This is a genomic window from Arthrobacter sp. 01T428 (genome assembly GCF_056398685.1).
This window is the reverse complement of the sequence record NZ_JBFTPW010000031.1, coordinates 14,516-37,026: the sequence shown is the minus strand read 5'-3', so window position 1 is coordinate 37,026 and position 22,511 is coordinate 14,516. Positions and strand designations below refer to the sequence as shown.

Here is a 22,511-nt window from a genome sequence, read left to right as displayed (position 1 = left end):
GACAGCGATCGTCCAAGTGAGTACACGTGCCGGAAGCCCCTCCGCGGGCGGATGAGGTCGCTTTCAGAGTCGTCTGCACTCAATGTGTCTTACGGGAGTCTTCCTCGAGCCGGGCGTCCAGTTTGGACTTGCTGGCGGCCGGGGAGAGAAGGCTCGCGAAAACGGCCACGACGATGGTGCCGATGATGACCGCGAGGGAGACATAGGTCGGGATTTCCGGTGCCCATTCGACATGGTGGCCGCCGTTGATGAAGGGCAGTTCGTTGACGTGTATGGCGTGCAGGACCAGCTTGACGCCGATGAACGCGAGGATGACCGACAATGCGTGCTTGAGGTAGACCAGTCGGTTCATGAGGCCGCCGAGCAGGAAGTACAGCTGGCGCAGGCCCATGAGGGCGAAGATGTTGGCGGTGAAGACGATGAAGGCGCTCTGGGTCAGTCCGAAGATGGCCGGAATGGAGTCCACGGCGAACAAGAGGTCCGTCATACCGATGGTCACGAAGACGATCAGCATGGGCGTGAACAGTTTCTTGCCGTTGACCGTGGTGCGGAGCTTGCCGCCGTCGAACTTCTCCGACACCGGGACGATCTTGCGGATGCGGGCAATGAAGGGATTCTCGGAACTCTCTTCTTCGTCTTCGCCGTTGTCCGTGGCCTGCTTCCAGGCGGTCCACAGCAGGAACGCGCCGAAGATGTAGAAGACCCAGCTGAATTGCTCAATCACCACGGCGCCGAGGGCAATGAAGATTCCGCGCAGGACCAGGGCAATGATGATGCCCACCATGAGCACTTCCTGCTGGTACTTACGGGGCACCGAGAACCGCGCCATGATGATGATGAAGACAAAGAGGTTGTCGATACTCAGGCTGTACTCGGTCACCCAACCGGCGATGAACTGGCTGCCATGCTCCGGGCCGGCGAAGGCGAACATCGCTCCGGCGAACACCAGGGCGAGGGTGACGTAGAAGGCGACCCAGAGGCCTGCTTCCTTCATGGAGGGTTCACGCGGACGCTTGACCACCAGGAGAAGGTCGACAAGGAGAATGATTCCGAGAACGACGAAGGAGCCGATCTCAAACCAGGCGGGAAGTTGCATCTAAAATGCCTTTCGTAGGTACGCCAAAACGGCGTAAGTCTCTCCGACCTGCCTGCGTCTGTGTGCCTGAAGGCAGCGACGCTCAAACGGCGATCCGCTAGGCCCGGCAAGGCGTCTGTGCCTTGCGTGTTGACGGACCTAGCGCTTGGGATACTCCCCTACGTAAGCTCGACTTTACCCTAGGCGTGCCCGGCGGAACGCATCAGGCGGAGTTCGCGCTTGTAGTCGGAGGAGACCCGCTGTCTCGTCTAGGACAACTCGGTATTGCCCTCCAGATCCGTCTATGGAGTGCCGAGACACCCGGAACGAGGTAGTTTAAGTTGGTGGCTTTTGCCACTCCGGAACGGTGCCTTTTCTGTGGGGAGCAATGTCGCCGTGACCCCACTCTGCGAAGAGAGCTTGCCGTGCTCATCTGGTTGTGCGTACTGCTCCTCGCGCTTATCAATTCCTCTCGGTCTTCTCCGCTGCGGGCGGGTTCATCAGCCCACAGGCACGCCGGATCGGGCCATATTCGAAAGTAGCGCCGACACCGCTCGGTCAGCGAAAACGGGGTCGTTGATGTCGGTATCGAGTTCGACTAGGTCGATGCGGTCCGGATCAACCTCCGCGCGGATGGCGGCGAAGAGCGCCTCGTCCGCAACGCGATCGGCGAACGGAGCGCCATCCACTGACAACGACGAGACACCCCTAAGCGGGAGCAGGAGGGTACTGGGACCATTCGAAGCATTGAGCCGCATCGCAAGCCTTCGTCCGAGTTCCTCAGTCTCCTCGGGAGTGGTTCGCATCAGCGTGACCGACGGGTTGTGCTGGTAGAGGCGCCGAGTCGAGAACTCGCTGGGGACACTGTCGCGGGGACCAAAGTTGACCATGTCGAGCGCACCGACAGAGACCACCTGGGGAAGGCCGCGGAGCGCAGCAGCAGAAAGCCGCTCCGGACCGGCGCTGAATACACCACCGACGAGTTCGTCAGCGAGTTCAGTCGTTGTAATGTCGAGGGCAGCATCGATCCATCCTTCACGGATGAGGCGCTCCATCATGCGGCCGCCTGTACCGGTCATGTGGAAGACGACGACTTCTGCCCCTCGCCGATCGAGCTCTCCTCGAGCGCGATCCACACAGGGCGTGGTGACACCGAACATGCTTGCGGCAACAGTCGAGGCGCTCTTAGCTGGCCGGCTCCCGCCGGACCCTTGTGCGACGATGCTCGCCGCAGCCTTCTCGATCACACTTCTGAGGATGCTGTTCAGTCCGGCGACATCTGTGATGGAGGGAACGAGGATGAGGTCGCTCTCCCCGATATAGGGGGCGGTGTTTCCGGAGGCCGCGGTCGATACGATCATCTTCGGAAGGCCCAGGGGAAGTTGGCGGAACGCCGCACTTGCGACAGCTGTACCGCCGGTACCGCCCAGGCTGATGGCGGCGTCAATTGCGCCGTCCCGTCCGAGCCTGCGAAAAACCGCTGCCGCACCATTGGCCATTGCCTGCATCGCTTCGCCGCGATCCCGCGACCGGATCAGCTCTCGGATGTCCGCGCCGCCCAGATCGGCAACGGTCGAACTCGGCATGTCCGCCCACGCCGGCGATCCGTCGTGCACCCCGAAGTCCACGGCGAGAACCTTCGCGCCCCGCTGCAGGAGCTCGTTCCTGAGGAATTCGAACTCGGACGCCTTCGTATCGAACGCTCCGAGCATAGCTATTGTTGTCATAACGACTCCTTCGTCCGTGTCCATTGTGATGTGTCAATAGGACTGGCAGTAGGTCCATTTGGTCAGAAGTGGTCAGGATCCCAGTTGTAGGTACGATGCGCTTGACGCCCCACTGTGAGAGAAGTGCTCTGCGGGTGCGACCCCGTAACCCACTTCTTATTCGAGCCGTTGGTTCTAATGAACGCAGTGGCCACGGCCGGCGGTCGGGCAACCACCAGTGTCAAATTGGCCCTGTCATCGGGCATTAAATGCCTTGACAATGGTGGGTGAGGAAGACCGTCAATGACAGGAGAACATAGTGGGACTTGGTGGACTGACCCCTTGCTGTGAGGCCGTGGTGGAGCCGCAGAACTGGGGCAAGCTGGAATGGATGGTATCGGGAGCTATCGGAAACTCAGACACGATGACAGTTGGACGCTGCACCATCGCTCCGGGTCAGCAGAATCCCCCGCATTACCACCCCAATTGCGACGAAGTGCTGCACGTCATCAGTGGAATGATCGACCACCGGTTGGGAGACAAGCAACTGCTGATGTCCGAGGGTGACACGATCTCAATCCCTCTGGGAACTGTCCACAACGCCCGCAATATCGGCTCCGGGCCGGCGGTTCTCATGATCACCTTCTCTACGGCCTACCGAGAAGTAATCGGCGAGTAGGCGGCTAGCGTCCACTTAGCGGCCTCAAAAAGGGGCTGTTCAAAACGAGACGACTATGTGCCAGTTATCTCAAGGACGTGAACAAGCATCGAACCAATAAGGAAAATTAGCGTCGGCCAACGTGCCCGATCGCGGCCAAGCTTGGCTTTCTCCGTTCCCCATTCAATTTTGACGGGAGCCATCAAGCAGTAGGGGTTTTCGAATCGACCCCAGAAGCCATTGCTCAGCCCTCTCAGCCTGAAATCAGCTAGAACGGATTTTGTAAATGACCTATCAGCGTGAATATGAACAGACCTTGCGGGTTGGACTTGTCGGAGTGGGTAGCCATGTCTATCGGAACATCCTTCCTGCTCTGCACTTTCTCCCGGTCACCCTTGTGGGAGTCTGTGACATCAACAAAGAACTGGTCGAGCGAACGGCCCAGGAGTATGGTGTTCGGTCTTTCACCGACGCCGCGGACATGTTTGCAAACGCAGATTTGGACGCTGTCCTGATCTGCGTCGGACCGAGGCAACATCCGCAGCTCGTTATTCAGGCCTTCGAAGCAGGTCTTCACGTCTGGGTTGAGAAACCGCCGGGGGTTCGCGCTACGGACGTCGAGGCGATGATGTCAGCCGTTGGTGACCGCACGTGCGTGGTGGGTTATAAGAAGGCTTATCGTCCGGCGGTCCGCAAGGCCAAGGAACTGGCCGCTGCACCAGATTTCGGAGAGCTTCGTTCGCTGCTTGCGGTCTATCCGATGACGATTCCGCGCGATGGTGCCGGGGTGCTCGACAGGGGTGACACACCGAACTGGCTCCGCAACGGTTGCCATCCGCTGTCGGCCATGGTGGCACTTGGTGGCGAGGTCGAGTCGGTGCAAACCGTGCGTGGCCCTGGTGAGTTGGCCCATGGCGCCGTTCATCTCCAGTTCACGAGCGGCGCTATCGGAACACTCTTCTTAGCCGGGAGCTCTCTCCCAGGGGCCCGCATGGAGCGGTATGAACTCCGCTCCGACGGCCGTCGAATCGTCATCGAGGACAGCGCCAAAGTTGTCTATGATCGTGGCATCCCTTTCGAGTACAGCCGCCAGCGAAACTTCACCCATCCGGGGCTCGACAGCGGCAGCGTCGTATGGGAAGTCGAACACAACTTGGCGACGTTGGAAAACATGTCGTTCTTTGTCCAGGGCATTGTCGACGAGCTGCTCGACTTCTGTACATCAGCACTCGACGGCGGCTCGAAGCCACAGTGCGATCTGTCGTTCGCACTGCACGTTACGCGGATCTATGAGGCTGCCCTGCTAAGTTCGGGTGCCCCCGTGCCTGTCGATTCCGCCAAGCCGGGGACGAACAACCAGGGAACCGATCTGTGAGGAGCACAGTAGTGTTTGCGCACGAGGCGAAGCATCGACTACGGGTGGCATTTCTCGGCACATCCGGCCACGCACTACGGAACTACCTCCCCTCCCTCGCATGCGTCCCCGTCGAACTCGTAGCACTATGGGACCCCGACGCCACGCGCGCCCAGGCCTTCGCGCGGACATTCGGAGCACCAGCCTGGTATACCGATCTTGATCGGCTCCTTCAGGACACGGCGCCGGACGCGGTGCTAATCGCCGCCGATGGCTGGGAACAGGACGAGCCCCTCGCGGCATCGCTAGTGGCCCGCTGTCTGGAAGCAGGTTGCCATGTCTGGACAGACAAGCCCATCGCTGCGACCGTACGTACGGTTCGGGATCTAATTGCGCGTCGGGACCGGGTTGGAAGGGTCGCAGCGGTCGGTGCGAAGACGATGTTCTACCCTGCCTTCAGAAAGGTCCGGGAGATTGTGAGTCGACCCGAGTTCGGAGCGCCGACTTCGTTCATGTGTAAGTATCCGCTGCGAATACCACCCGTGCCCGGGCTACCGCTGACCGATCCTTCCGTCCGTAAAGCCGTGACCCACATCTGGCATCCTGCCGGTGCCGCGCTGCTGACGATGGGGCCCCTTGAAGAAGTCTGTCACTATCCAGCGCCCAGTGGAGGCGGCGGTGTAGCGGTTGGAACCTTCCGTACTGGAGCTGTCGGCATATTCCACTTCACGGCCGGGCAGGCGAAGACGAGCCCGCTCGAGCGGCTGGAGGTCGTTGGTGATGGAACGAATGTCGTCGTCGAGAATGCAGTGCATCTGACATGGTACCGGCGGGGTGCGATCGGCGAGTATGGCCGGACGCCGACGTACTTTACGGATGATGGCCAGGCTCCGCTCACGTGGCAACCAGAGATGAGCCTCGGCCAGTTGTACAACCAGAACAACTTCTTCCAGGGTTACGCCCCGAGCTTGATCGAGTTCGTCGAAGCTGCGCTGACCGGGGAGCCGCTTCGACACGGCACTCTTGAGGATGCCGTTCAGATCCTTGCCTTCTTCGAGGCGCTGCACATGGGCGAGCCGGGCCAACCGACTCGCATCGAGGTTGGGTCGGACGTGACGTCCAGCTAAGTCGGCCACCAAATCAGCCCGTAGGCAATTCCCTTCAGCATCGGGAGTTGCGCCTGCTGGGAGATTGAGGAGGGGCGTATGTTTCGGTTCCGAACACACGCCCCTCCTTCTGTTCGAGAGCACTGAGCTCAGCATGCCGGCAACAGTTGATCGATCAGCTCGCTTGATCTTCCCGACCCACCCGAGGACACCCGCTGTGGAATCACGCATCGTCGTCCGCGACGGCACGCTCCTCAGTTCCATACGCGGTGTTCCACACCACAACTCCTGCCAGTAGTGCAGGCTTGGCTAGCTTTCTCCCGCTCATGCCTCTGAGGTATGTGCCTCCCAAGCCCCGGCAAGACGTGCGACACCTTCGGCAATAATGCCGGGATCGTAGGCGAAGCTGATCCGAATGTATTCGTCAAGGTGGTCGATGCTGCTGAACATTGGTCCAGGGAGGACCGAGACCCCCAGTCTGACTGCGCGTTGGGCGAGAGCTGTGGCATTGCCCGACGGGAGGTGCGCCCAGAGGGATGCGCCTCCGGTCGGGATGGTGTAGGTCCACTCAGGCAGATATACCTCGAGGGCTGACGTGAGCGTTTCGCGCTGACTCCGCAGATGAGCCCGTCGAAGGCTCCTTGCCTCATCGATCCGCGGCAACAGCGCTGCCGTGGCGAGCTGGCCGATGAGCGATGTTCCGAGATCTTCCGAGCTCTTGACCGACGCCAGTTGGGCGGCAAGCGCCGGAGTTGTGCGGACCCAGCCCACACGGAGACCCCCCCAGAAACTCTTGCTCGCCGATCCGAGGACGATAGTGGAGGGCGAATACTTCGCAATGGGCGGCGGGGGGGCTTCGTCGATACAGGCATCCACCACGGCAGCGTCCTCGATGATCGTCACGCCGTACCGGTCTGAAATCCGGGCGATCTCACGACGCCGATGCCTGCTCATGGTTGAACCTCGGGGATTGCTCGCGGTCGCCTGCACAAAGGCGATTTTCGCGCGGGAGGCGACAATAGCCCGTTCAAATGCAGCCGGCACCAGGCCTTCTTCATCGGTGGTGACCGGACTGAGCCGAGCCCCCTCGCTTCGCAACGTCTCGATCGCCCCCCTGAAGGATGGCTCCTCGATCAGCACCGGGGTCCCGGCCTCAAGCAGCGCGCGGACCAGAACTCGGAGTCCCTGTTGGGCTCCTGACGTAATGAGGATCTGCTCCGCTGTGGTCGGCAGATCCATGTTCGTATAGTACTCGGCGACCTTTTCCCGCAGATCTGGGAGGCCTTCGGGCAGGTAGCCGTGGCCCCTTACGAGCGTTCGCAGCTCTGCTTCCAGGTTTCCAACAACGTCGGCGACCATCGGGAGTCCATGCAAAGCGGCACTCCGCAGGTCGATGTGATCGAGGTCTGACATGGAGCCGACAAACGTGTCCAGTCGGTGATCACCGCGCACCCGCCCTTGAACTCCCGCACGCGTCACTCTCGTGCCTGAGCCTTGGCGGCTGTCGATGAGACCTTCAGCACGAAGCTGATCGAGGGCCGCAGTGACGGTCGATCTGCTCATCCCCAGAGTCGACGCGAGAGCCCTCTCCGAGGGCAGTTTGGCCCCCGCTGGAAGCTGTCCGGCTTGGATATCGGCTCTGAGCTTGTCGGCAAGGCGTCGGAACATGGCGTCCGTCGGCGTCTCCGACCAGTTACCAAGCATCCGAAGGACTGTGTATTGGCTGGGTTTTCCGTCCACTTTGACTCCAATGGCACTGTGCGGGAGCACCGCATGGGTTGAATCATTGAGTATGCCTACGAGCCAAGAACCAAGCGTGCCGAGGCAAGTTCAGACTCCGGCAGGAGCAGCCCTTATGTCAAGCGGCGTCGTAAATCGGGAAGGTAAAAGTGGACCGAACATCAATCATTGACCAGCTGAAGGACCGGCGGGAGCGCGGGGAGCCCATCCTTGGTGGCGGAGCCGGGAACGGAGCATCCGCCAAAGCTCAGGAAGGCGGCGGCATCGACCTTCTGGTCATCTACAACTCCGGCCGTTTCCGGATGGCTGGACGTGGGTCGCTTGCGGGCCTCATGCCCTATGGCAATGCCAACGAAATCGTGCTGGAAATGGCACCGGAAGTCGTGACCGCTGCGATTCACACCCCGGTCCTCGGCGGCGTATGCGGCACAGACCCGTTCCTCCAGCACGAACGGCTGTTCGCGAGCATGGTAGCGGCGGGGCTGGTAGGCGTGCAGAATTTCCCGACAGTAGGACTCATTGACGGGAATTTCCGTGCCAATTTGGAAGAGACAGGCATGGGGTTCTATAAAGAGATCGAGCTGATACGCCGCGCCCACGAGTTCGGCTTCTTAACCACTCCCTACATCTTCTCTGAAGAGGACGCCACAGCGATGGCCAGCGCCGGGGCCGACATCGTGGTCTGCCACTTCGGACTGACGACCGGAGGCACCATCGGTGCCGAGACAGCGCACACCCTCGAGGACTGTACCGTCTTGGCAGAGCGGTGGGCCGCTGCTGCCCGCTCGGTCAACCCGGACATAATCGTGCTTGTCCACGGAGGCCCCATTGCCACCCCGGCCGATGCCGCACGCATGGCAACGGTGAAAGGCGTGGACGGATTTTATGGAGCCTCCTCCATGGAGCGACTGCCTCTCGAAGGGGCAATCGCCTCCAACGTGCGCGACTTCCGGGCCGCACTCACCTCTGCAGTCGTCTAGGTCATGCAAGCGGGCTCGCGCACCGGGCCAGATATGGCACGCAAAAAACCGAGCAACCAGCAAAAACAACTACTTCGAGAACAAAGGAATGAGGACTCAATGAAGCGAACCTCCCTTATTATCCGCACCGGCTTGGCCCTGACGGCCATCGCTGTGCCAGCAGTCTTGTCCGGATGCGGTGGAGGGGCATCCCCCTCGGCCAGCCAGACCGTTACGAGCATCTCCGTGATGGATTGGTTTACCACCACGGGGGACATAAATGTCGATTTGCTCAACAAGTGCGCGGCCAAGGTAGGGGTCACACTCAACCGCCAGGCGACCCCGTCCAGCGCCTACCTCCCCAAGGTCCTCCAGCAGGCATCCTCGAAGACGCTCCCGGACCTGCTCATGCTCAACGACCCCGACATCGCGCAAATTGCGTCGATCGGCGCGCTCGCTCCACTGACCGACTTCAACATCAACACTGATGGTTTCTCTCAGGCGGAGGTCCAGGCAGGGATGTACAACGGCAAGCTTTACGGTCTACTGCCAACGGACGACCCATATGTCCTGTTCTACAACAAGGATCTTTTCACGAAGGCTGGAGTCCAGCCACCCACAACCTGGGATGAGCTGAAGGCCGTGGCAGCGAAGCTCACTTCCGGTAGCCAGTACGGCTTAGCCTTCACTGCGAGAGCGTCGGCGGGACCCACTTCGTCATCGTTCCTGCCGTTTGCATGGGGCAACGGCGGTGACGAGACGAATATCGACAGCCCTCAGTTCGCCGAGGCGCTCCAGCTCTGGACAGACCTTGTGAAGTCAGGGTCAGCCTCGTCGAGCGTACTGAACTGGTCATCCCAGGATGCGGCGAACCAGTTCTCAGCGGGCAAGGCGGCAATGGTGATCAGCTCTGTCGGGGTCACCCCGACCATCGACAAGGCCGGCATCCGCTACGGGATCGTCAAGATCCCCGGAAAGACGACATCACAAAAGCCAGTCCCCGGCGTCGCCGATGCAGGCTGGACAATTCCCCAGACCGGTAACAAGGCCAAGCAGGCCAAGGCGACCGAGATGGTCTCCTGCCTAACGGACGACGAATCCCAGCTGACCATCGCCAACTCAAGAGACCACCTTCCAACTAGGACATCGGTCGCGGACAAGTTCAACGCCGCGCATCCACAGCTCGCCGTGGTCGCTGATCTTGTCAAGAGTGCCCGCAGCCGCAGTGCCAAGCTCGGACCGAACTGGCCCAAGGTCGAGACTGAGATCTACAATGCAATCCAAGCTGCCCTCAGCGGCAAATCCACGCCCTCGGACGCGCTCAAGCAAGCCAAGAACAATGGGTGAGACAGTGGGACTCCCACCTTCGTTAGCGTTTGCTCCGTCTCTTAGCCTCGTCCCTGGTTATGGTCCCCCTAAATTGCGACCTCCTAAACAAGTCCTAGGAGGCTCACGGGATGCCCGGCCGGTGGGGATCAGGGGAGGCCTCGAATGACGACCACCACCACACGAATGCCCACCCTACCTCCTGCATCGACTGAGGCAGCACGCCCGCGTAGTGCGGCTCGGCGTCTCGAGAGCTTCTACCGATGGCTTTTCCTGCTCCCTGCCGTGATTTACATGGTGTTGTTCTTCGGCTACCCGGTGTACCAGAACCTGATCATGAGCTTCCAGGACTACACGACGGCGACTTTCTATACCGGTGTAGCCCCTTGGGTTGGATTTGCGAACTACGCACAAGTCCTCTCGTCGTCGGTTTTTAGCACCGCGGCGATCAATACGCTGCTGTTCACAGCAGTATCGATCGGCGTAGGTTTCACGGTCGGGATGTCCCTCGCGGTGTTCTTCCGCAAGAAGTTCCCACTGAACGGGGTGCTGCGCTCTCTTCTTCTGCTGCCGTGGCTTCTGCCGCATATCGCTACGAGCGCCGTCTGGAGGTCGATCCTCGACAAGGACTCTGGAGTCCTGAATTCGGTTCTTGAGGCGCTGCACTTCACGCAGAACGGGGTTCCATGGCTGACGAGCACGCAATTCGCGCTTATCGCTGTGATCGCTGTCAGCATCTGGGGCGGCATCCCGTTCTACGTCTCGCTCCTCTACGGAGGGCTCCAGGACGTCCCAGACGAGCTGTACGAAGCGGCAGCTATCGACGGCGCCACCGGTTGGCGGGCGTTCTGGAGCGTCACATGGCCCATGTTGCGCCCAGTGACTGGCGTTGTCCTGCTGCTCGGCATTATCCATGGGCTCAGGGCCATGGACATCATCTTGGCCCTCACGGGTGGTGGCCCTGCAAATGCGACCCAGAGCATCGCAACTCAGTCGTACACGCTGTCGTTCCGGGAGTTCCTCTTCGGGCAAGGCTCGGCGCTGACGAACATCCTCGGGCTTGTTTCGCTCGTGTTCGCGCTCGTCTACCTCAGGGTCAGCCGCCGCGGAGTGGAAGATTGAAAGGAGTAAGCCCCAGTGACCGCAATATCTGAGCTAACCAAAAAGCCGGTTCGTCTGAACAAGACCAAGATCATCGGTCTGCCTTACACCGTCCTCGGGGTACTGTTCCTTGCCATCATGCTGTTCCCCGTCTACTGGATGGTGAACACATCGATTCAGCCCAACGGCACGACAGTGCTTCCATCCTGGTTCCCGATTAAGCCCGACTTTTCAGGCTACGTCATCGCCCTGGGTCAGCAGGGGCAGAACCTCCTCACCAGCCTCATCGTGGCGCTCGGGAGCGTCGTGCTGAGCTTGGTGATCGCCTCTCCCGCGGCGTATGCGCTGAGCCATTTCAAGGTCCCGGGAACTAATCTGGTGCTCTTTGGCATCCTCATCACCCAGATGATTCCCGGAATTGTTGTGGCAAACGCGCTCTACACCGCCTACAACAACCTCGGTCTCCTGAACACTATTGGCGGCCTGATCCTTGCTGATTCAGCTCACGCCGTCCCGTTTGCAATCATCGTCCTACGTGCTTTCCTGCGGTCTCTCTCGCCCTCGGTCATCGACGCCGGAAGGGTGGATGGGGCCGGGCACGTACGAGTTTTCTGGTCTATCGTGCTCCCGCTTTCACGCAACGCGCTGATCACGGCCGGGCTCTTCACCTTCCTAAGCGCGTGGAGCGATTTCCTCTTCGCCCTCACCCTCACCACCACCGACGCCGTCCGACCGATCACCCTCGGCCTCTATCAATACATTGGCGAAAGTGTGACGAACTGGAGCTCGGTGATGGCCACCGGCGTCCTCGCTTCGCTACCTGCCCTCATTCTCCTAGTCATCGCCCAGAAATATATCGCCGCCGGAACCTCTGCGGGAGCGGTCAAATAGCCGACAAGGGTCCACGATATGTCTTGAAAGCTGAAGTGCCCGTAGCCCCTGCTGTGATGGATGTTCTTTACGCACTCATCACAGCAGGGCTACGACCTTGATCGAGCCTAATTCCCCGCCGGTACTGCCACGGTCATCCCACGAGTACCGCGTCATCGATGCCGAGGTCCTCGTGTTCGGACAAGTGGGTTTGCATCGAAACCACCTCCGAGGCTAGCTGCCCGTCGTGCGGCGTCATCAGCACCCTGGTGCATTGAAGCCGGCCTCAGCGACTGTCGCGACATCCCTATCGTCGGCCCGGTCGAAGCGACTTCGAATTTCCGCGGAATGGCTCGGGCGCTCCATGGCCAGCGATTCCGCAACTATGCCTCGAGACCTTTCTGTTTGAAGAGGTGCATGACCGCCAATTACGAGAGATCTGAGCAAGAAGCTCAAAGCGCCCATCTCTCGTCCTGACCAGCCTCTCAAACGCCGCCGACGGAACGTCAGCGATGATCTCCAAGGCGTACGCCGAGAAAGTCGGGGATCCCGGACTGGCCAAGACTCTCATCGGGACCGGGCCGCTGAAGTTCGACGAATGGGTCACCGGCGTCCATCTGAAGCTGGTCAAGAACGACTCTTACTGGGAAAAGGGAACGACAGCAATCCCCTGCCTTACCTTGACGGCGTCGTGGTCCAGGCAATCGGAGAGCTCCGTCGCCGGCATCGATCCAACTGGCGTAGCTGCGGTCCTTGACCTCGCTACCGAGAACAACCAGCCTCTTCCCCCGTGCTCGATCGGCTATAACAAGTGCCGAAGTTCGATCTGAACGCTGCAAAGCAGAAGCTCGCCTCGAGCGGATTCGACACAAGCAAACCGATCACCCTAGATGTCATCTCCCGGCCGGAGGACCTCAAAGTTGCCCAGGTGCTCCAAGGGATGTTCCGCGATCTTGGGCTCAATGTGACACTCCGCCCCTCCGAAAAGACCGCGTTCGCAAACCTGATGATCACCGGGAACTACAGTATCTCCCTCTTCACCACACGCGTCCGTGTTGACCCTGATCTCACCCTCGGAGTCGTCTTGTCCAAGGGCGGAACCCTGAACTACGCCGCCTGGAACGATCCCACAGTGCAGAACCTCCTCACCACCGGAAGGTCCACCGAGGATTCGAGCGAACGCCAGAAGGCTTGCGAATCCATCACCCAGATCTGCCTGGACGAGTTCTATTACAGTTTCCCCGCCCGGATGCAAAGCGCGGCCGCGATGTCCAAAAAGGTCCAGGGCTATTCACCTGCATGGTCAGGCTTCGCCCAGGACGGCAGCCGCCTCTAGCTCAAGGCCTGACCACACCAAGTCTTCCGCCGGATGCATGGAAGGTAGCCGGCGGCCCCCCACAACCAACAACCGAAAGGAAAACCACTAACGTGAGCACCATAGCCAGCACTCGCACAGTGATAAATGTCGACGCAAACGGCATCCGCGCCGTCGCCCGGGTGGGCGACGTCCTCTTCTCCTCGAGCATCACCGGTCTTACCGCACCTGACGGCACCCGGATCACCGACGTCGCGAAGCAGTGCGAGAAGCAGTGCGAGAAGCAGTGCGAGAACGTCTTCACCAAGCTGACCAGCCGAGAACCAAGCCGCAGCAACCGCGCCGGCTGCTTCTCCCCGGACAACACGCCCGCTTTGTCCCGCCGTACCTTCTTCTCGGCGCTGGGCGTGACGATCGGAACGACGGCCACAGGATGTGCTCTCCAGCCTGAGGCGGCACCGCTTGCCCCAACCGCGGCATCAACGCCGGCCCATGCTCCTGAACCGCCCCCGTACCTCACAATTCCGTCACCGAGTTCAACCGCCACGGCCCAACCCGGACAGGACCTCGCAACTCTCCCGGCTCTTCGCAAACGGTTCGCCGGACGCCTTCCCAGGGAATGGGGCTTGGACATCACCGGGGTCGTCACCCGCACCCGATCCCCATCAATCGCGCTCACCTTCGATGCGTGCGGCGGATCCGGCGGGTCCGGCTTCGACGCCCGGCTCATCGAAACACTACGCCGGCTGAATGTGCCGGCGACCCTCTTCCTTAACGCTAGGTGGATAGACGCAAACCCCGGACTCAGCAAAGAGCTCGCCGAAGACAGTCTCTTCGATATCGGGAACCACGGCATGGCCCATTTGCCGCTGTCAACCACCGGCCGAAGCGCCTATGGCATCCTTGGAACGAGTTCACTGGATGCAGCGCTCGACGAGGTCATCGGCGGCTCGAACCGAATCCTTGAGCTCAGGGGCGCGGCCACGGCTTGGTTCCGGCCAGGCACAGCATTCTACGACGATATAGCAGTGCAAGCCGTAGCCGCCCTGAGCCTCGCGCCAGTCAACTTCTCAGTGAACTCCGACGGCGGAGCGACCTTTCCGCCTGCAACCGTAGCCGCGCAGCTTGCGACCGTGAAACCGGGAGACATCGTCATCGGCCACATGAACCAGCCGATGTCCGGTACAGCGGCAGGCTACAAGATGGCGCTGCCAGCCCTGATCGACAGTGGCGTGAAGTTCACGACACTGTCGCGAAGCGGACTGTCAATCCCCCGCTCTTAGGTCACCTGAGCGTTCCAGTAGCCGATGACCGCAGGAGAAGCCGAGGAAAGCATCGCCTTCGCCGGGCTGTTCCCGCCCTGGCGCAACCCGGCCATAGAAGACGAGACCCACCCGGACGCGTGACTGCTCTCCTGCACGGTCCTGACCATGGATTCTCTCCGGCCGACCCCGGACCGGTCGGCCCTGGCGCGATTGGCCAGGCTGCATGACCGGCCTCCGGTCCCCTCCCTGCGAAAGGTGTACATCACCGGGTGACATTGGCATCTTCTGGAACGGTCGCGTCACGTCCGCAGTTCTGGAGGGCCTTGAAGTTCATGCCGCCCACAGGGTCGGTCTTCCAACAGGCGTGCAGGGTTCTGCCAAGGGGCGACGCCTCCCGCAGATCCCCCCGTGGGTGCCGGCCGCCGACGTTCTCGTAGATCCTCTCCACGGTGAACTTCCCCAGGTAGGGGCGTACATCGAGGCTCAGGTCTCCCACGGACTCAAGCGTGCGAGGGTTGATGCCTCTTCCCGGACGTACCCGGATTTGGCGTCAGGCCGGCCCTTAGGTGTTTCAGGTCCGGAATGTGGTTGTACAAGGTGCCCGGGCTGACCCCGAGCAGCTTCGCGATCGAGGTGATACTGGCCTCCGGGTTGGGCAGCATGTCCCTGGCTGCCCGGATAATCTCCGGTGTGGCGACACTGGGGCGCCCGCCGACACGTCCGCGGGCCCGTGCTGCGGCAAGGCCTTCACGGGTACCGGCAACGATCAGTTCCCGAATGAACTCGGCCAGGGCGGCGAAGACATGGAAAACCAGTCGGCCACCCGGGGTGGTGGTGTCGAGATTTTCGTGAAGCGAAGTGAAGCCCACGCCAAGGCTTCTGAGCCGGCCGACGGTGGTGATGAGGTCCTGGAGTGATCGGGAAAGCCTATCCAGGGACGGCACCACCAAGGTGTCCCCCGGGTCCAGGAAGGCCAGGCACGCAGCGAGCTCGGGCCGGTCGCCGTCCCGACCGGATTTCTTCTCGGCAAAAACACGTCGGCAATTCGCAGCCTTGAGAGCATCCATCTGACGTTCGAGGTTCTGCCCGCCGGTGGACACCCGTGCGTACCCGATCCTGATCTCGGTGAGCAGAACAGGCTCGGCAAGCAGCAACTCGGGCGTTGGTTGTCCGGACATGCTCCCCATCCTGTCAGAAAACGGTATTCATGAGGTTCTTGAACACGCCGGTTTTTGAAGGAGTTTTTGAAGGCTTCTGGAGCTCGATAGAGGCCTTGGCTGAGATCTTCAGAAAACGATCGTTTGTTGAAGAACCGATTCGTTGAAGCGAGTCCCAGCCTGTCGAACCTCAAGAAATGTTGACTGTCAGCAATGCCCGCTGATCACGCATCGGCTGGGCAGCGTGTCGAACCGACGAACGTCGGCTCAATGTGGTGGAGCGGCGCGCTGAGATGCGGAAACAGGGTACTTTCCCGCACAGAACAGGCCGATCCATTGCACGCCTGGGAACCCCGGTCAAGGGGTGTGCTCCGCGGTGTCACGCTGTGCGCGGGAGACTGCGATTGGTGGCTGAGATTGTCCATAAGAGTCCCCATGGCCAATCGCGAGCCAATGATGATGACGCCGGCAGCGATGGCTGCGAACACCAGTCCCAGGATCAGCTTTTTTACTCTTCTTAACATCGACAAAGTGTACGGACCCTCAGAGCTTCGCATTCTGGACACGCTCAACCAACGCGGGCCAGAGGATACAACTCGGAGTCCTCCACGACAGGTGGAGGGATCCGCACCATCTTGAAGAATGTGTCTGCCTGCGCCGCAGTCAGGTAAATGCTGCAGACCACCCCGTTGTTCCTGCCGCCTACGCTACTGACCCGCGCCTGCCGTTGCTCCTTGCCCGGCAAGGAGCAACGGAAAATGACTCCATCATGGTCTAACCTCGGGAAACGCACGCATGACCTGTACCCAGGTCTTGCCTAGGGCGCGGCCGATGTCAGTCCAATCCCGACCCTGGAACCGGGCCAGCCGCACTGCGGCGACCAGCTCATGGCGTGCTCTACCGGCTTCGTCGGACTTGTACTGAAGCAATCCCAAGGGATCGTCCAGATGAAGCCCAGACCCAACATCTCGTCGTCATATCAATCTTCAAAGGCACCCCCGAGATGCCGGTAGGCTCCGGCCAGAGCAGCTCCCTGGTCTGGCGTCAACCCATCGAAATCGCTGGTGTTGCTGGGGCCGGTGTAGTGATGCTGCCTGACGATCGTCATCCCTCGTTCTGGTGGTTCCGATAAGCAGTAAGGACCCCCACGAAGAACGCGTTCCTGTTATCAGCCGTCCAGGTACGGGCAAGGCTGATGATCACCTTCATGTGGTCTCGGCGGAAACGCAGCGGCCTGGTCTCCTGGTCGACTGATCCCCGGGCCGGTTTTAGGATCCCCGGCGCCCGGCCGAAGATGTCATTGGCCGGGATCGGACTGTCATCAGGAGCGAATATCTGGCTGAATTTACTCTCCCCGGCGGCCCAACTGATCGCATTCAAGACGATACCCGGATACGAGATGGCTGTGCCGTCGTGATACTCCCCCATCCACAAATTCAAATCCTTTGGGAGGTAGAGCGTGACGTGGCCTGAATGTTCCTCTTCAACCGGTTCGATCGTCGAAGCGGCCGTCGCGGCGACACCTTGTGCGGACTGATCCACGGACTCTACCGGTGAAACCGTTGCCGTATCCGGTTCGGGCTCCTCGGCTTTGTCTGGTTCCCCGGCAGGAGAGTCGGATATCTCAGGCGCAGGCTCCGATGCAGGAAAAGTCTTCGGCGCTTCAAGTACGGGTTCCGGCGTCGTTTCAGGACCCTGCTCAGCCGGAGTTACTTCGGCTGGAGCAGACGGCACCGATTGCAGCACGCGCCTCTTCAGGCCGCTGAGTGCGCTGAGGTCCATCTTTCCCGGGCTAGAGGGCATGCTCACTTGGCGGCCACCTCAAGGTTCTCGTCAAGCGCTTCCTCCTGGGTCTGGAGCTCGTGGACGATCTGCTCTGTCAACCGCATGTAATCCTCGGCCAGGTTTCCCGCCGACTGTGCGATACGGGGTTCATCCGAGCTGCTCTTGCCCTTGTTGCGGAGCCGCTCCCAGAACGGCGACTGGGTCGCTGCCCTGGCGGCCAGCTCATGGGCCGCGAGACCACGGAAGCTGGCGTCTGCGTCAGCTGCAACAACGTCGCGGATGCTTCCCTCGAACACGGGCGCGATGCCGTCCAGGGACTCCTGTAACAAAGTACGGGCCTGTTTGTCCACGTTGGTGGCGTTTGTGGGAATGCCAAAGAGAATTACACCGAGCAGCGAGACAGCTGGATTGTCGTTCTGAACACTGAGAATACGACGGGCAAGGGACTGAAGACCACGGATTGACTTCGGTTCAGGCTTCACCGGAGCCAGGATCCAACGAGAAGCCAGCATCGCTTCCTCGATGGCGGTCCAGCCAGCCTCTGAAGGAGGGGTATCGATCAGGACGATGTCGTAGTTCGGAGCAATCTTGGCCAAGGTTCGTGCCACTCCCCCGCGCATCTTGCCCTGACGGGAAGCGTCTCCCTGGAACGTGTCCATGAGTTGTGCTGTGTGATTGCCGCCGGCGAGGACATCCAGGCCCGGACGCACATCCTTGATGGGCACCGGGACCTTGTCGTACCGAACCGCAATATCCAATGCTTCGCCGCGGTCGTACCGGTCATCGTTGATGATGCCCAGGTTGGTAGAAGTGTCGCCCTGCGAGTCCAGGTCGACGACGAGCACCTTGTATCCGGCCTCAGCGAGGAGAGCAGCCAGATTGGTGGTCACGGTCGTCTTGCCGACGCCGCCTTTGCCGTTGGAGATGCAGATGGTGCGTCGCGACGCCAGTTGAACGGCGGGCGACAACGTGTGGGAAGAAGTTGCCGTATCCATAGTGCACATCCTAAATGCGGTCAATGCATAGCAGCCGCACATTCACTGTGGTGTCGCACTACAGCATTAGTGAATCTATCGTGCAATAGAAAAGCTATAGCTACGCAGTAGCCTGAGAAGTTATCGCACTGGGCCAAAAGAGTAGTTATGCATCACTAGTGCAGTAGAAATAAAGCTATCAAACAGTCAACTGTGCATCTGATGCATGCATGTGAAATACAGTAGTTTACAAGTTACAGCACAGTAATCAATAAAGCTTAAGGGTAGTAAACGATGAAGGTATGTGCAGTAACGATGCAGTAGAAAAAACTGGCGTAGAATGCCTCACTGCCGCGGTTCGCGGTCACGAGTCACCCCTTTGGCAATATGGTGGGCAATCCGGCGTTCCAGGGTGGCACGGTGCGTCTGCGCGTTCTTGACGAGCTTGGCCCAGTGGGTGACGGCACCCCCCAACTAGGACTGACGATAGTGTCCCCCCAGCACGCAGCAAATACTACGAGCCATTGAGTTTCGTGTCGTTCATCGCACAGCCAGACGGTGACCTACCAGCGCAATCTCCTAGCGTTGGATATTTCACTTTTTCACAAGCCGCCCCTTACTGCATTGCGCAGGCTATCGTGTGCGGCTCCGGGTGGCCTGGCCTGGCTTGATGTCCGGCCTGTTGTCTGCCGAGTCGGCACGCCGGCTCTTTGGGGCGGGTGTGAGGGCGTTGAGGATCTTGTCGAGGTCTTTGATGGCTTTCTGCTGGCCGTCACTGGTGGGGGAGGCTTTGACCTGGCGTTGGAGTTGCTCGACGTGTGCCTGTCCGCCCGCGCCGACGGCGCGGGCGAGGGCGTTGGAGAAGCTGGGCCGTTGTTGTGTCGCGGCGCGGCGGAGGGCGGCGAGCTCCTCGCTTTGCTGGCCTTGGTGGGTTAGGCTAGACCCTGAAACAACGAGGCGTTGGCTTTCTGAGCTCGCGCTAAGGGCCCCCGGATTCTGCTGCGGCATATGGGGGCTGTTTCTTTTTAACGACACATCCGCTCCGTGTACGTGCAGCTGCACGGCGACATCACGGATCTGGCTGAACCATTTGCTATCTCCAACGGCAAGTTCTCGCCGGTAGCTCCATCCGGGCGACGTCGGGAGCCCAGAGGAGCGGCTCCCGTCCTGGGCCTGAGTGTTGGATCTGGACGTTCTCATTGATGATTCCGGCGCTGCGGAGCCGGTGGATAGTGTCCTTGTCGGTCTTGTTGGCACCGGGGATGACCCGGTCCCGGGAATCCATAACCATGAGCCTGACAGCGTTCTCGCCTTGACCGCGGGTGAGTTCCGTTGCCAGGGTAGTGAGGCATTCGGCCCTGGCGTAGCTCATCAGATTGTCGTCGCCAATTTTGATCTCAGTCTGGACGGTGATGACGGTGAACATGTCGGATGCGGCAAGGTAGTCGAGCATTTCCCGGATGTATTGCTGGCCGACAGGGCCGCGGTTGAATTCGGTGGTGTGCCAGAACAGGGACCCGGGAATGTCAGTAAAGGCGGATCTGATCGTGGCGGCCTGCTCACGGTCAACAACGACGGCCGCGATGGTGTAGAACGGCCGTTCGTTGAGGTCGCCGCCGCGGTTGCCTGGTGCGCGGTAGGACTCGTCTAGGAAGGCCACGGGGCCGCTCGATCCGGCGTAGATTTCCCGGAGTCGATTGTCTCGAAGTCCAAACCCGTCCATAGTCATGGACGAAACTCTAGTTTGTGCCGCTGACAGCCTCGATTCACGAGGAGGTGGTGAATACGGCACCTATTGCCCCCCTGGGCGTCCGGTAGCTTGCAACGGCATCCTCGGGCACGATTCTTTGGGAATCCAAGGTCACGCGCTTCGGACTTCGGGGGACCGGGCGAGCAATGCTCGCCATCCGCCGTCCGGGGGACTGTGCTGGCCGCGTTCAGAACGTTCCCGCTCTCGGCGCTCCTGGGCGGCACGGCGTTCAGCCAATCGCTGGGTGTCTTCTACGGCGCGTTTCTGGCTGGGGGAGCGGTAGAAACCGCCGTCAGGGCGAACCCACTTGCCCAGCCGGTACTTGAGCCAAGCACCGGTGTTTTCAACGCCGTTTGCGCCGTCATGGTGGTATCCGGCGTCGGTGTTGGGCCGCCAGTCAATGGCATGTTTGAGGTCATTGACGGTCCACCCTGCTCGGAGGAATGGCCGGCAGACCGCGGCGACGTGGGCAGTCGAGATGCGTTGCAGCGGAAAGGACCTGAATTGAAGCTCCAGGGAGGCTAGACGCTCAGTCTCCCGGCGCGCACGCTTGGTCTCGGCGTTTGTCGTTGCGTTTGGATCCCAGAAGGGTTCTTTCCGACTGAGCAGTTGGTGATTGACTTCGCGCCGCTGTGTGGCGCGTTTGGGAGAAGTTAGCGGCGGAGCCGCTTCCAGTTGAGGTTTTGAATCCTCGCCCGCACGTGCGTGCGGGGGGTTATTAACAGCCCTAGTGGGCACCGGTGCGCTACTTTTTTCCACATCCCCGGATTCGCTGATCTCCAGGGGCTCCAGTAAGACATAGATTGCTGCCTCGTTGTCCGTCTTGCCGCTGGACTTGGGTGTGAACTCCGCTGTGCGTCCTGTGGCCACCACTGCAAGGGCGTTCCAGTCCCGGAGCCGGCGGAAGTAGTTGGAGATACTTTTCGGGGGGAACCCGAACCGTTCATGCAGACGCTGCCACAGCGGCATCATGGTCATGCTGGCGGGGTCGAATCCTGGGCATTGAGCCAGGGCGTTGACGAAGCGCCAGATGTTGGCTTTGAGGTCCTTGCGGGCCAGCTGGTACTCGGGAATGTCCTGGAAGCTCCGGAGCCACCGGATGATGTGCCTGGCGGGCTTGTATCCGGTGGGTACTACAGACCAGACCGCCCGGTTGCTGCGCTCGTTCGCCTTACGTACCCTTCGAGGGCGTAGCTTGCCCTTGCGGCCTTTACGGCTCTTCTTGCGCGGCATGGGGGTCTCTGGATCCGCGGGTGTCGGCAGATCGACGCAGAGAGCAACGACGTTCTCGGGAGTCAGTTGAAGACGTTGCGGGCCGTCCTCAGGCGTTACTTGGCGTCCAAGACTCGCACGGGCATGCGTTGACCCGGAATCAGATTCCGGTACCATAGGGAACAGTTCCTTCCTGTCGGAGGGTAAGGAAATGGGAGCCTCCTCGTAAGAGGGGCTTCGGAAAAGTTCAGATCGTTGTCCGCCAAGATTTGGATCTGAACGAGAAACTTATTGAAGGCCCGCCTTGTGCGGGCCTTCCTTCTTTAACTTGCCCGGTCTATAAGAGCCCCCTGGCCGTGATCATCGAGTTTGCTAGGAAGACCGTTATCACGGTCAATAAGAGCGCCAAGGTAATCGCTGACCGACAAACCGTGGCGGTTTGCTGCCTCGTGCGCCCGTTTGTGCTGAGCCGGGAAAATACGCCCACGCAGAGCAACACGATTGCCGTCAAGCTTCGGGGTTGCGTAAGGGATGTATGAACTCATACTCCACATACTTACTTAATGTCAGGGGCGGAACCGGTACCGGTTAGCGGCGTGTCGCTTGGCTTCTCGGCCAGGGCCACCAAAAACACCTAGTTACCGTCGAGGTACCTGTCGTAATCGGCAAGCGCCCGGCTTTTCGCTTCCCGGTCCAACCGGTACACAACACGCTGTCCCTGGCGTTGCTCGCCGGCGTCCGAGTTGACTATGCCCTGAACCTCCAGATCCTGGAGGTGTCGGAAAATCGTTTGGTAGTTGGCGCCGAGATCGCGCGCGACCTGACCAGATGTGGAACCTGCTGGATTCTGAGCCAAATACCTGATGATCGCGGACCGCACTTCGTTTGCTCCGAAGGCCTTCATCGCCGCCTCCGCCCGTTGGTTGGTGGGGGCAGGGGGTTTCGCGTATCGGGGCACCTGCTCATTTTGCCGTATCTGCTCACAAACGCATATTACACTAACATTTAATGTTAGACTCGCGATTAAAGAGAGTTCTGTCTCAAAGAGGTCATTTGACAAGACATACCGTTTGACCTGTTTTACGCTTTGCCGGGCGTCAGTCAATTCGGTGGATTTTGTCAGTGGCTGACTAAAGGCTTGGAACCGTCCAAAGCAAG

General features: G+C 60.3%; 21 protein-coding genes. 10 read left to right on the top strand and 11 right to left on the bottom strand.

What is annotated here, in order from left to right; translation table 11 throughout:
• Positions 1-79 precede the first annotated feature (79 nt).
• The gene (locus AC1DJB_RS22435; RefSeq protein ID WP_476910855.1) at positions 80-1,096 is read right to left on the bottom strand and encodes a TerC family protein; all 1,017 of its coding nucleotides are present in this window, start codon (positions 1,094-1,096) and stop codon (positions 80-82) included.
• A 479-nt stretch (positions 1,097-1,575) separates the two neighbouring features.
• Complete coding sequence (locus tag AC1DJB_RS22430; protein ID WP_476910854.1) at positions 1,576-2,802, bottom strand: Tm-1-like ATP-binding domain-containing protein; 1,227 nt, start codon at positions 2,800-2,802, stop codon at positions 1,576-1,578.
• A 298-nt stretch (positions 2,803-3,100) separates the two neighbouring features.
• On the opposite strand from AC1DJB_RS22430, the gene AC1DJB_RS22425 reads away from it, so the two are divergent.
• The 3 genes from AC1DJB_RS22425 to AC1DJB_RS22415 all read left to right on the top strand — a co-directional run bounded on the left by AC1DJB_RS22425 (position 3,101) and on the right by AC1DJB_RS22415 (position 5,920).
• Positions 3,101-3,460 (top strand): cupin domain-containing protein, encoded by a 360-nt coding sequence (locus AC1DJB_RS22425; RefSeq protein WP_476910853.1) that lies wholly within the window; start codon positions 3,101-3,103, stop codon positions 3,458-3,460.
• 265 nt (positions 3,461-3,725) lie between these two features.
• A complete protein-coding gene (locus AC1DJB_RS22420; RefSeq protein WP_476910852.1) occupies positions 3,726-4,814 on the top strand; it encodes a Gfo/Idh/MocA family oxidoreductase in 1,089 nt (362 codons plus the stop codon).
• An 11-nt stretch (positions 4,815-4,825) separates the two neighbouring features.
• The gene (locus AC1DJB_RS22415) at positions 4,826-5,920 is read left to right on the top strand and encodes a Gfo/Idh/MocA family protein (RefSeq protein ID WP_476910851.1); all 1,095 of its coding nucleotides are present in this window, start codon (positions 4,826-4,828) and stop codon (positions 5,918-5,920) included.
• 303 nt (positions 5,921-6,223) lie between these two features.
• On the opposite strand, the gene AC1DJB_RS22410 is transcribed toward AC1DJB_RS22415, so the two are convergent.
• Positions 6,224-7,567: an aminotransferase-like domain-containing protein gene (locus tag AC1DJB_RS22410; protein WP_476910874.1), complete on the bottom strand. Its 1,344-nt coding sequence runs from the start codon at positions 7,565-7,567 to the stop codon at positions 6,224-6,226.
• A gap of 221 nt (positions 7,568-7,788) precedes the next feature.
• Between AC1DJB_RS22410 and AC1DJB_RS22405 the strand changes: the two genes are divergently transcribed.
• The 7 genes from AC1DJB_RS22405 (at position 7,789) to AC1DJB_RS22375 (ending at position 14,493) form a co-directional block, all read left to right on the top strand.
• Positions 7,789-8,619 carry a phosphoenolpyruvate hydrolase family protein gene (locus AC1DJB_RS22405; protein WP_476910850.1) on the top strand — a complete coding sequence of 277 codons (831 nt, stop codon included), beginning with the start codon at positions 7,789-7,791 and terminating at the stop codon, positions 8,617-8,619.
• A 99-nt stretch (positions 8,620-8,718) separates the two neighbouring features.
• Positions 8,719-9,945, top strand: coding sequence for an ABC transporter substrate-binding protein (locus AC1DJB_RS22400; protein ID WP_476910849.1), 1,227 nt, complete (start codon positions 8,719-8,721; stop codon positions 9,943-9,945).
• 144 nt (positions 9,946-10,089) lie between these two features.
• Entirely contained in the window at positions 10,090-11,046 is a 957-nt protein-coding gene (locus tag AC1DJB_RS22395) for a carbohydrate ABC transporter permease (protein WP_476910848.1), read from the top strand.
• Positions 11,047-11,163: 117 nt separating this feature from the next.
• Entirely contained in the window at positions 11,164-11,916 is a 753-nt protein-coding gene (locus AC1DJB_RS22390) for a carbohydrate ABC transporter permease (protein WP_476910873.1), read from the top strand.
• Positions 11,917-12,407: 491 nt separating this feature from the next.
• On the top strand, positions 12,408-12,725 hold the full coding sequence (locus AC1DJB_RS22385) for an ABC transporter substrate-binding protein (RefSeq protein WP_476910847.1): 318 nt from the start codon (positions 12,408-12,410) through the stop codon (positions 12,723-12,725).
• Complete coding sequence (locus tag AC1DJB_RS22380; RefSeq protein ID WP_476910846.1) at positions 12,707-13,231, top strand: hypothetical protein; 525 nt, start codon at positions 12,707-12,709, stop codon at positions 13,229-13,231. The genes AC1DJB_RS22385 and AC1DJB_RS22380 overlap by 19 nt, the downstream gene beginning before the upstream one ends.
• Positions 13,232-13,323: 92 nt before the next feature.
• Positions 13,324-14,493, top strand: coding sequence for a polysaccharide deacetylase family protein (locus AC1DJB_RS22375; RefSeq protein WP_476910845.1), 1,170 nt, complete (start codon positions 13,324-13,326; stop codon positions 14,491-14,493).
• 244 nt (positions 14,494-14,737) lie between these two features.
• Here AC1DJB_RS22375 and AC1DJB_RS22370 read toward each other — a convergent pair whose 3' ends face one another.
• From AC1DJB_RS22370 to AC1DJB_RS22335, 8 genes are all read right to left on the bottom strand, one after another.
• Entirely contained in the window at positions 14,738-14,971 is a 234-nt protein-coding gene (locus AC1DJB_RS22370) for a hypothetical protein (RefSeq protein ID WP_476910844.1), read from the bottom strand.
• A gap of 4 nt (positions 14,972-14,975) precedes the next feature.
• A complete protein-coding gene (locus tag AC1DJB_RS22365) occupies positions 14,976-15,653 on the bottom strand; it encodes a recombinase family protein (protein ID WP_476910843.1) in 678 nt (225 codons plus the stop codon).
• Between the two features lie 1,083 nt (positions 15,654-16,736).
• Positions 16,737-17,414: a hypothetical protein gene (locus AC1DJB_RS22360; RefSeq protein WP_476910842.1), complete on the bottom strand. Its 678-nt coding sequence runs from the start codon at positions 17,412-17,414 to the stop codon at positions 16,737-16,739.
• Between the two features lie 23 nt (positions 17,415-17,437).
• Positions 17,438-18,412 carry a ParA family protein gene (locus AC1DJB_RS22355; RefSeq protein ID WP_476910841.1) on the bottom strand — a complete coding sequence of 325 codons (975 nt, stop codon included), beginning with the start codon at positions 18,410-18,412 and terminating at the stop codon, positions 17,438-17,440.
• A gap of 612 nt (positions 18,413-19,024) precedes the next feature.
• The gene (locus AC1DJB_RS22350) at positions 19,025-19,399 is read right to left on the bottom strand and encodes a hypothetical protein (RefSeq protein WP_476910840.1); all 375 of its coding nucleotides are present in this window, start codon (positions 19,397-19,399) and stop codon (positions 19,025-19,027) included.
• Between the two features lie 85 nt (positions 19,400-19,484).
• Positions 19,485-20,120, bottom strand: coding sequence for a hypothetical protein (locus tag AC1DJB_RS22345; protein ID WP_476910839.1), 636 nt, complete (start codon positions 20,118-20,120; stop codon positions 19,485-19,487).
• A gap of 132 nt (positions 20,121-20,252) precedes the next feature.
• A complete protein-coding gene (locus tag AC1DJB_RS22340; protein ID WP_476910838.1) occupies positions 20,253-21,530 on the bottom strand; it encodes a hypothetical protein in 1,278 nt (425 codons plus the stop codon).
• Positions 21,531-21,987: 457 nt separating this feature from the next.
• Positions 21,988-22,311: an ArsR/SmtB family transcription factor gene (locus AC1DJB_RS22335; RefSeq protein ID WP_476910837.1), complete on the bottom strand. Its 324-nt coding sequence runs from the start codon at positions 22,309-22,311 to the stop codon at positions 21,988-21,990.
• Positions 22,312-22,511 lie beyond the last annotated feature (200 nt).

Coding starts and splice junctions, on each gene's coding strand:
- AC1DJB_RS22385 (WP_476910847.1), top strand. CDS start 12,408: ATGATCTCCAAGGCGTACGCCGAGAAAGTCGGGGATCCCGGACTGGCC.
- AC1DJB_RS22430 (WP_476910854.1), bottom strand. CDS start 2,802: ATGACAACAATAGCTATGCTCGGAGCGTTCGATACGAAGGCGTCCGAG.
- AC1DJB_RS22435 (WP_476910855.1), bottom strand. CDS start 1,096: ATGCAACTTCCCGCCTGGTTTGAGATCGGCTCCTTCGTCGTTCTCGGA.
- AC1DJB_RS22340 (WP_476910838.1), bottom strand. CDS start 21,530: ATGGTACCGGAATCTGATTCCGGGTCAACGCATGCCCGTGCGAGTCTT.
- AC1DJB_RS22395 (WP_476910848.1), top strand. CDS start 10,090: ATGACGACCACCACCACACGAATGCCCACCCTACCTCCTGCATCGACT.
- AC1DJB_RS22350 (WP_476910840.1), bottom strand. CDS start 19,399: ATGCCGCAGCAGAATCCGGGGGCCCTTAGCGCGAGCTCAGAAAGCCAA.
- AC1DJB_RS22420 (WP_476910852.1), top strand. CDS start 3,726: ATGACCTATCAGCGTGAATATGAACAGACCTTGCGGGTTGGACTTGTC.
- AC1DJB_RS22390 (WP_476910873.1), top strand. CDS start 11,164: ATGCTGTTCCCCGTCTACTGGATGGTGAACACATCGATTCAGCCCAAC.
- AC1DJB_RS22410 (WP_476910874.1), bottom strand. CDS start 7,567: ATGTTCCGACGCCTTGCCGACAAGCTCAGAGCCGATATCCAAGCCGGA.
- AC1DJB_RS22360 (WP_476910842.1), bottom strand. CDS start 17,414: ATGGACCTCAGCGCACTCAGCGGCCTGAAGAGGCGCGTGCTGCAATCG.
- AC1DJB_RS22365 (WP_476910843.1), bottom strand. CDS start 15,653: ATGTCCGGACAACCAACGCCCGAGTTGCTGCTTGCCGAGCCTGTTCTG.
- AC1DJB_RS22400 (WP_476910849.1), top strand. CDS start 8,719: ATGAAGCGAACCTCCCTTATTATCCGCACCGGCTTGGCCCTGACGGCC.
- AC1DJB_RS22355 (WP_476910841.1), bottom strand. CDS start 18,412: ATGGATACGGCAACTTCTTCCCACACGTTGTCGCCCGCCGTTCAACTG.
- AC1DJB_RS22345 (WP_476910839.1), bottom strand. CDS start 20,120: ATGACTATGGACGGGTTTGGACTTCGAGACAATCGACTCCGGGAAATC.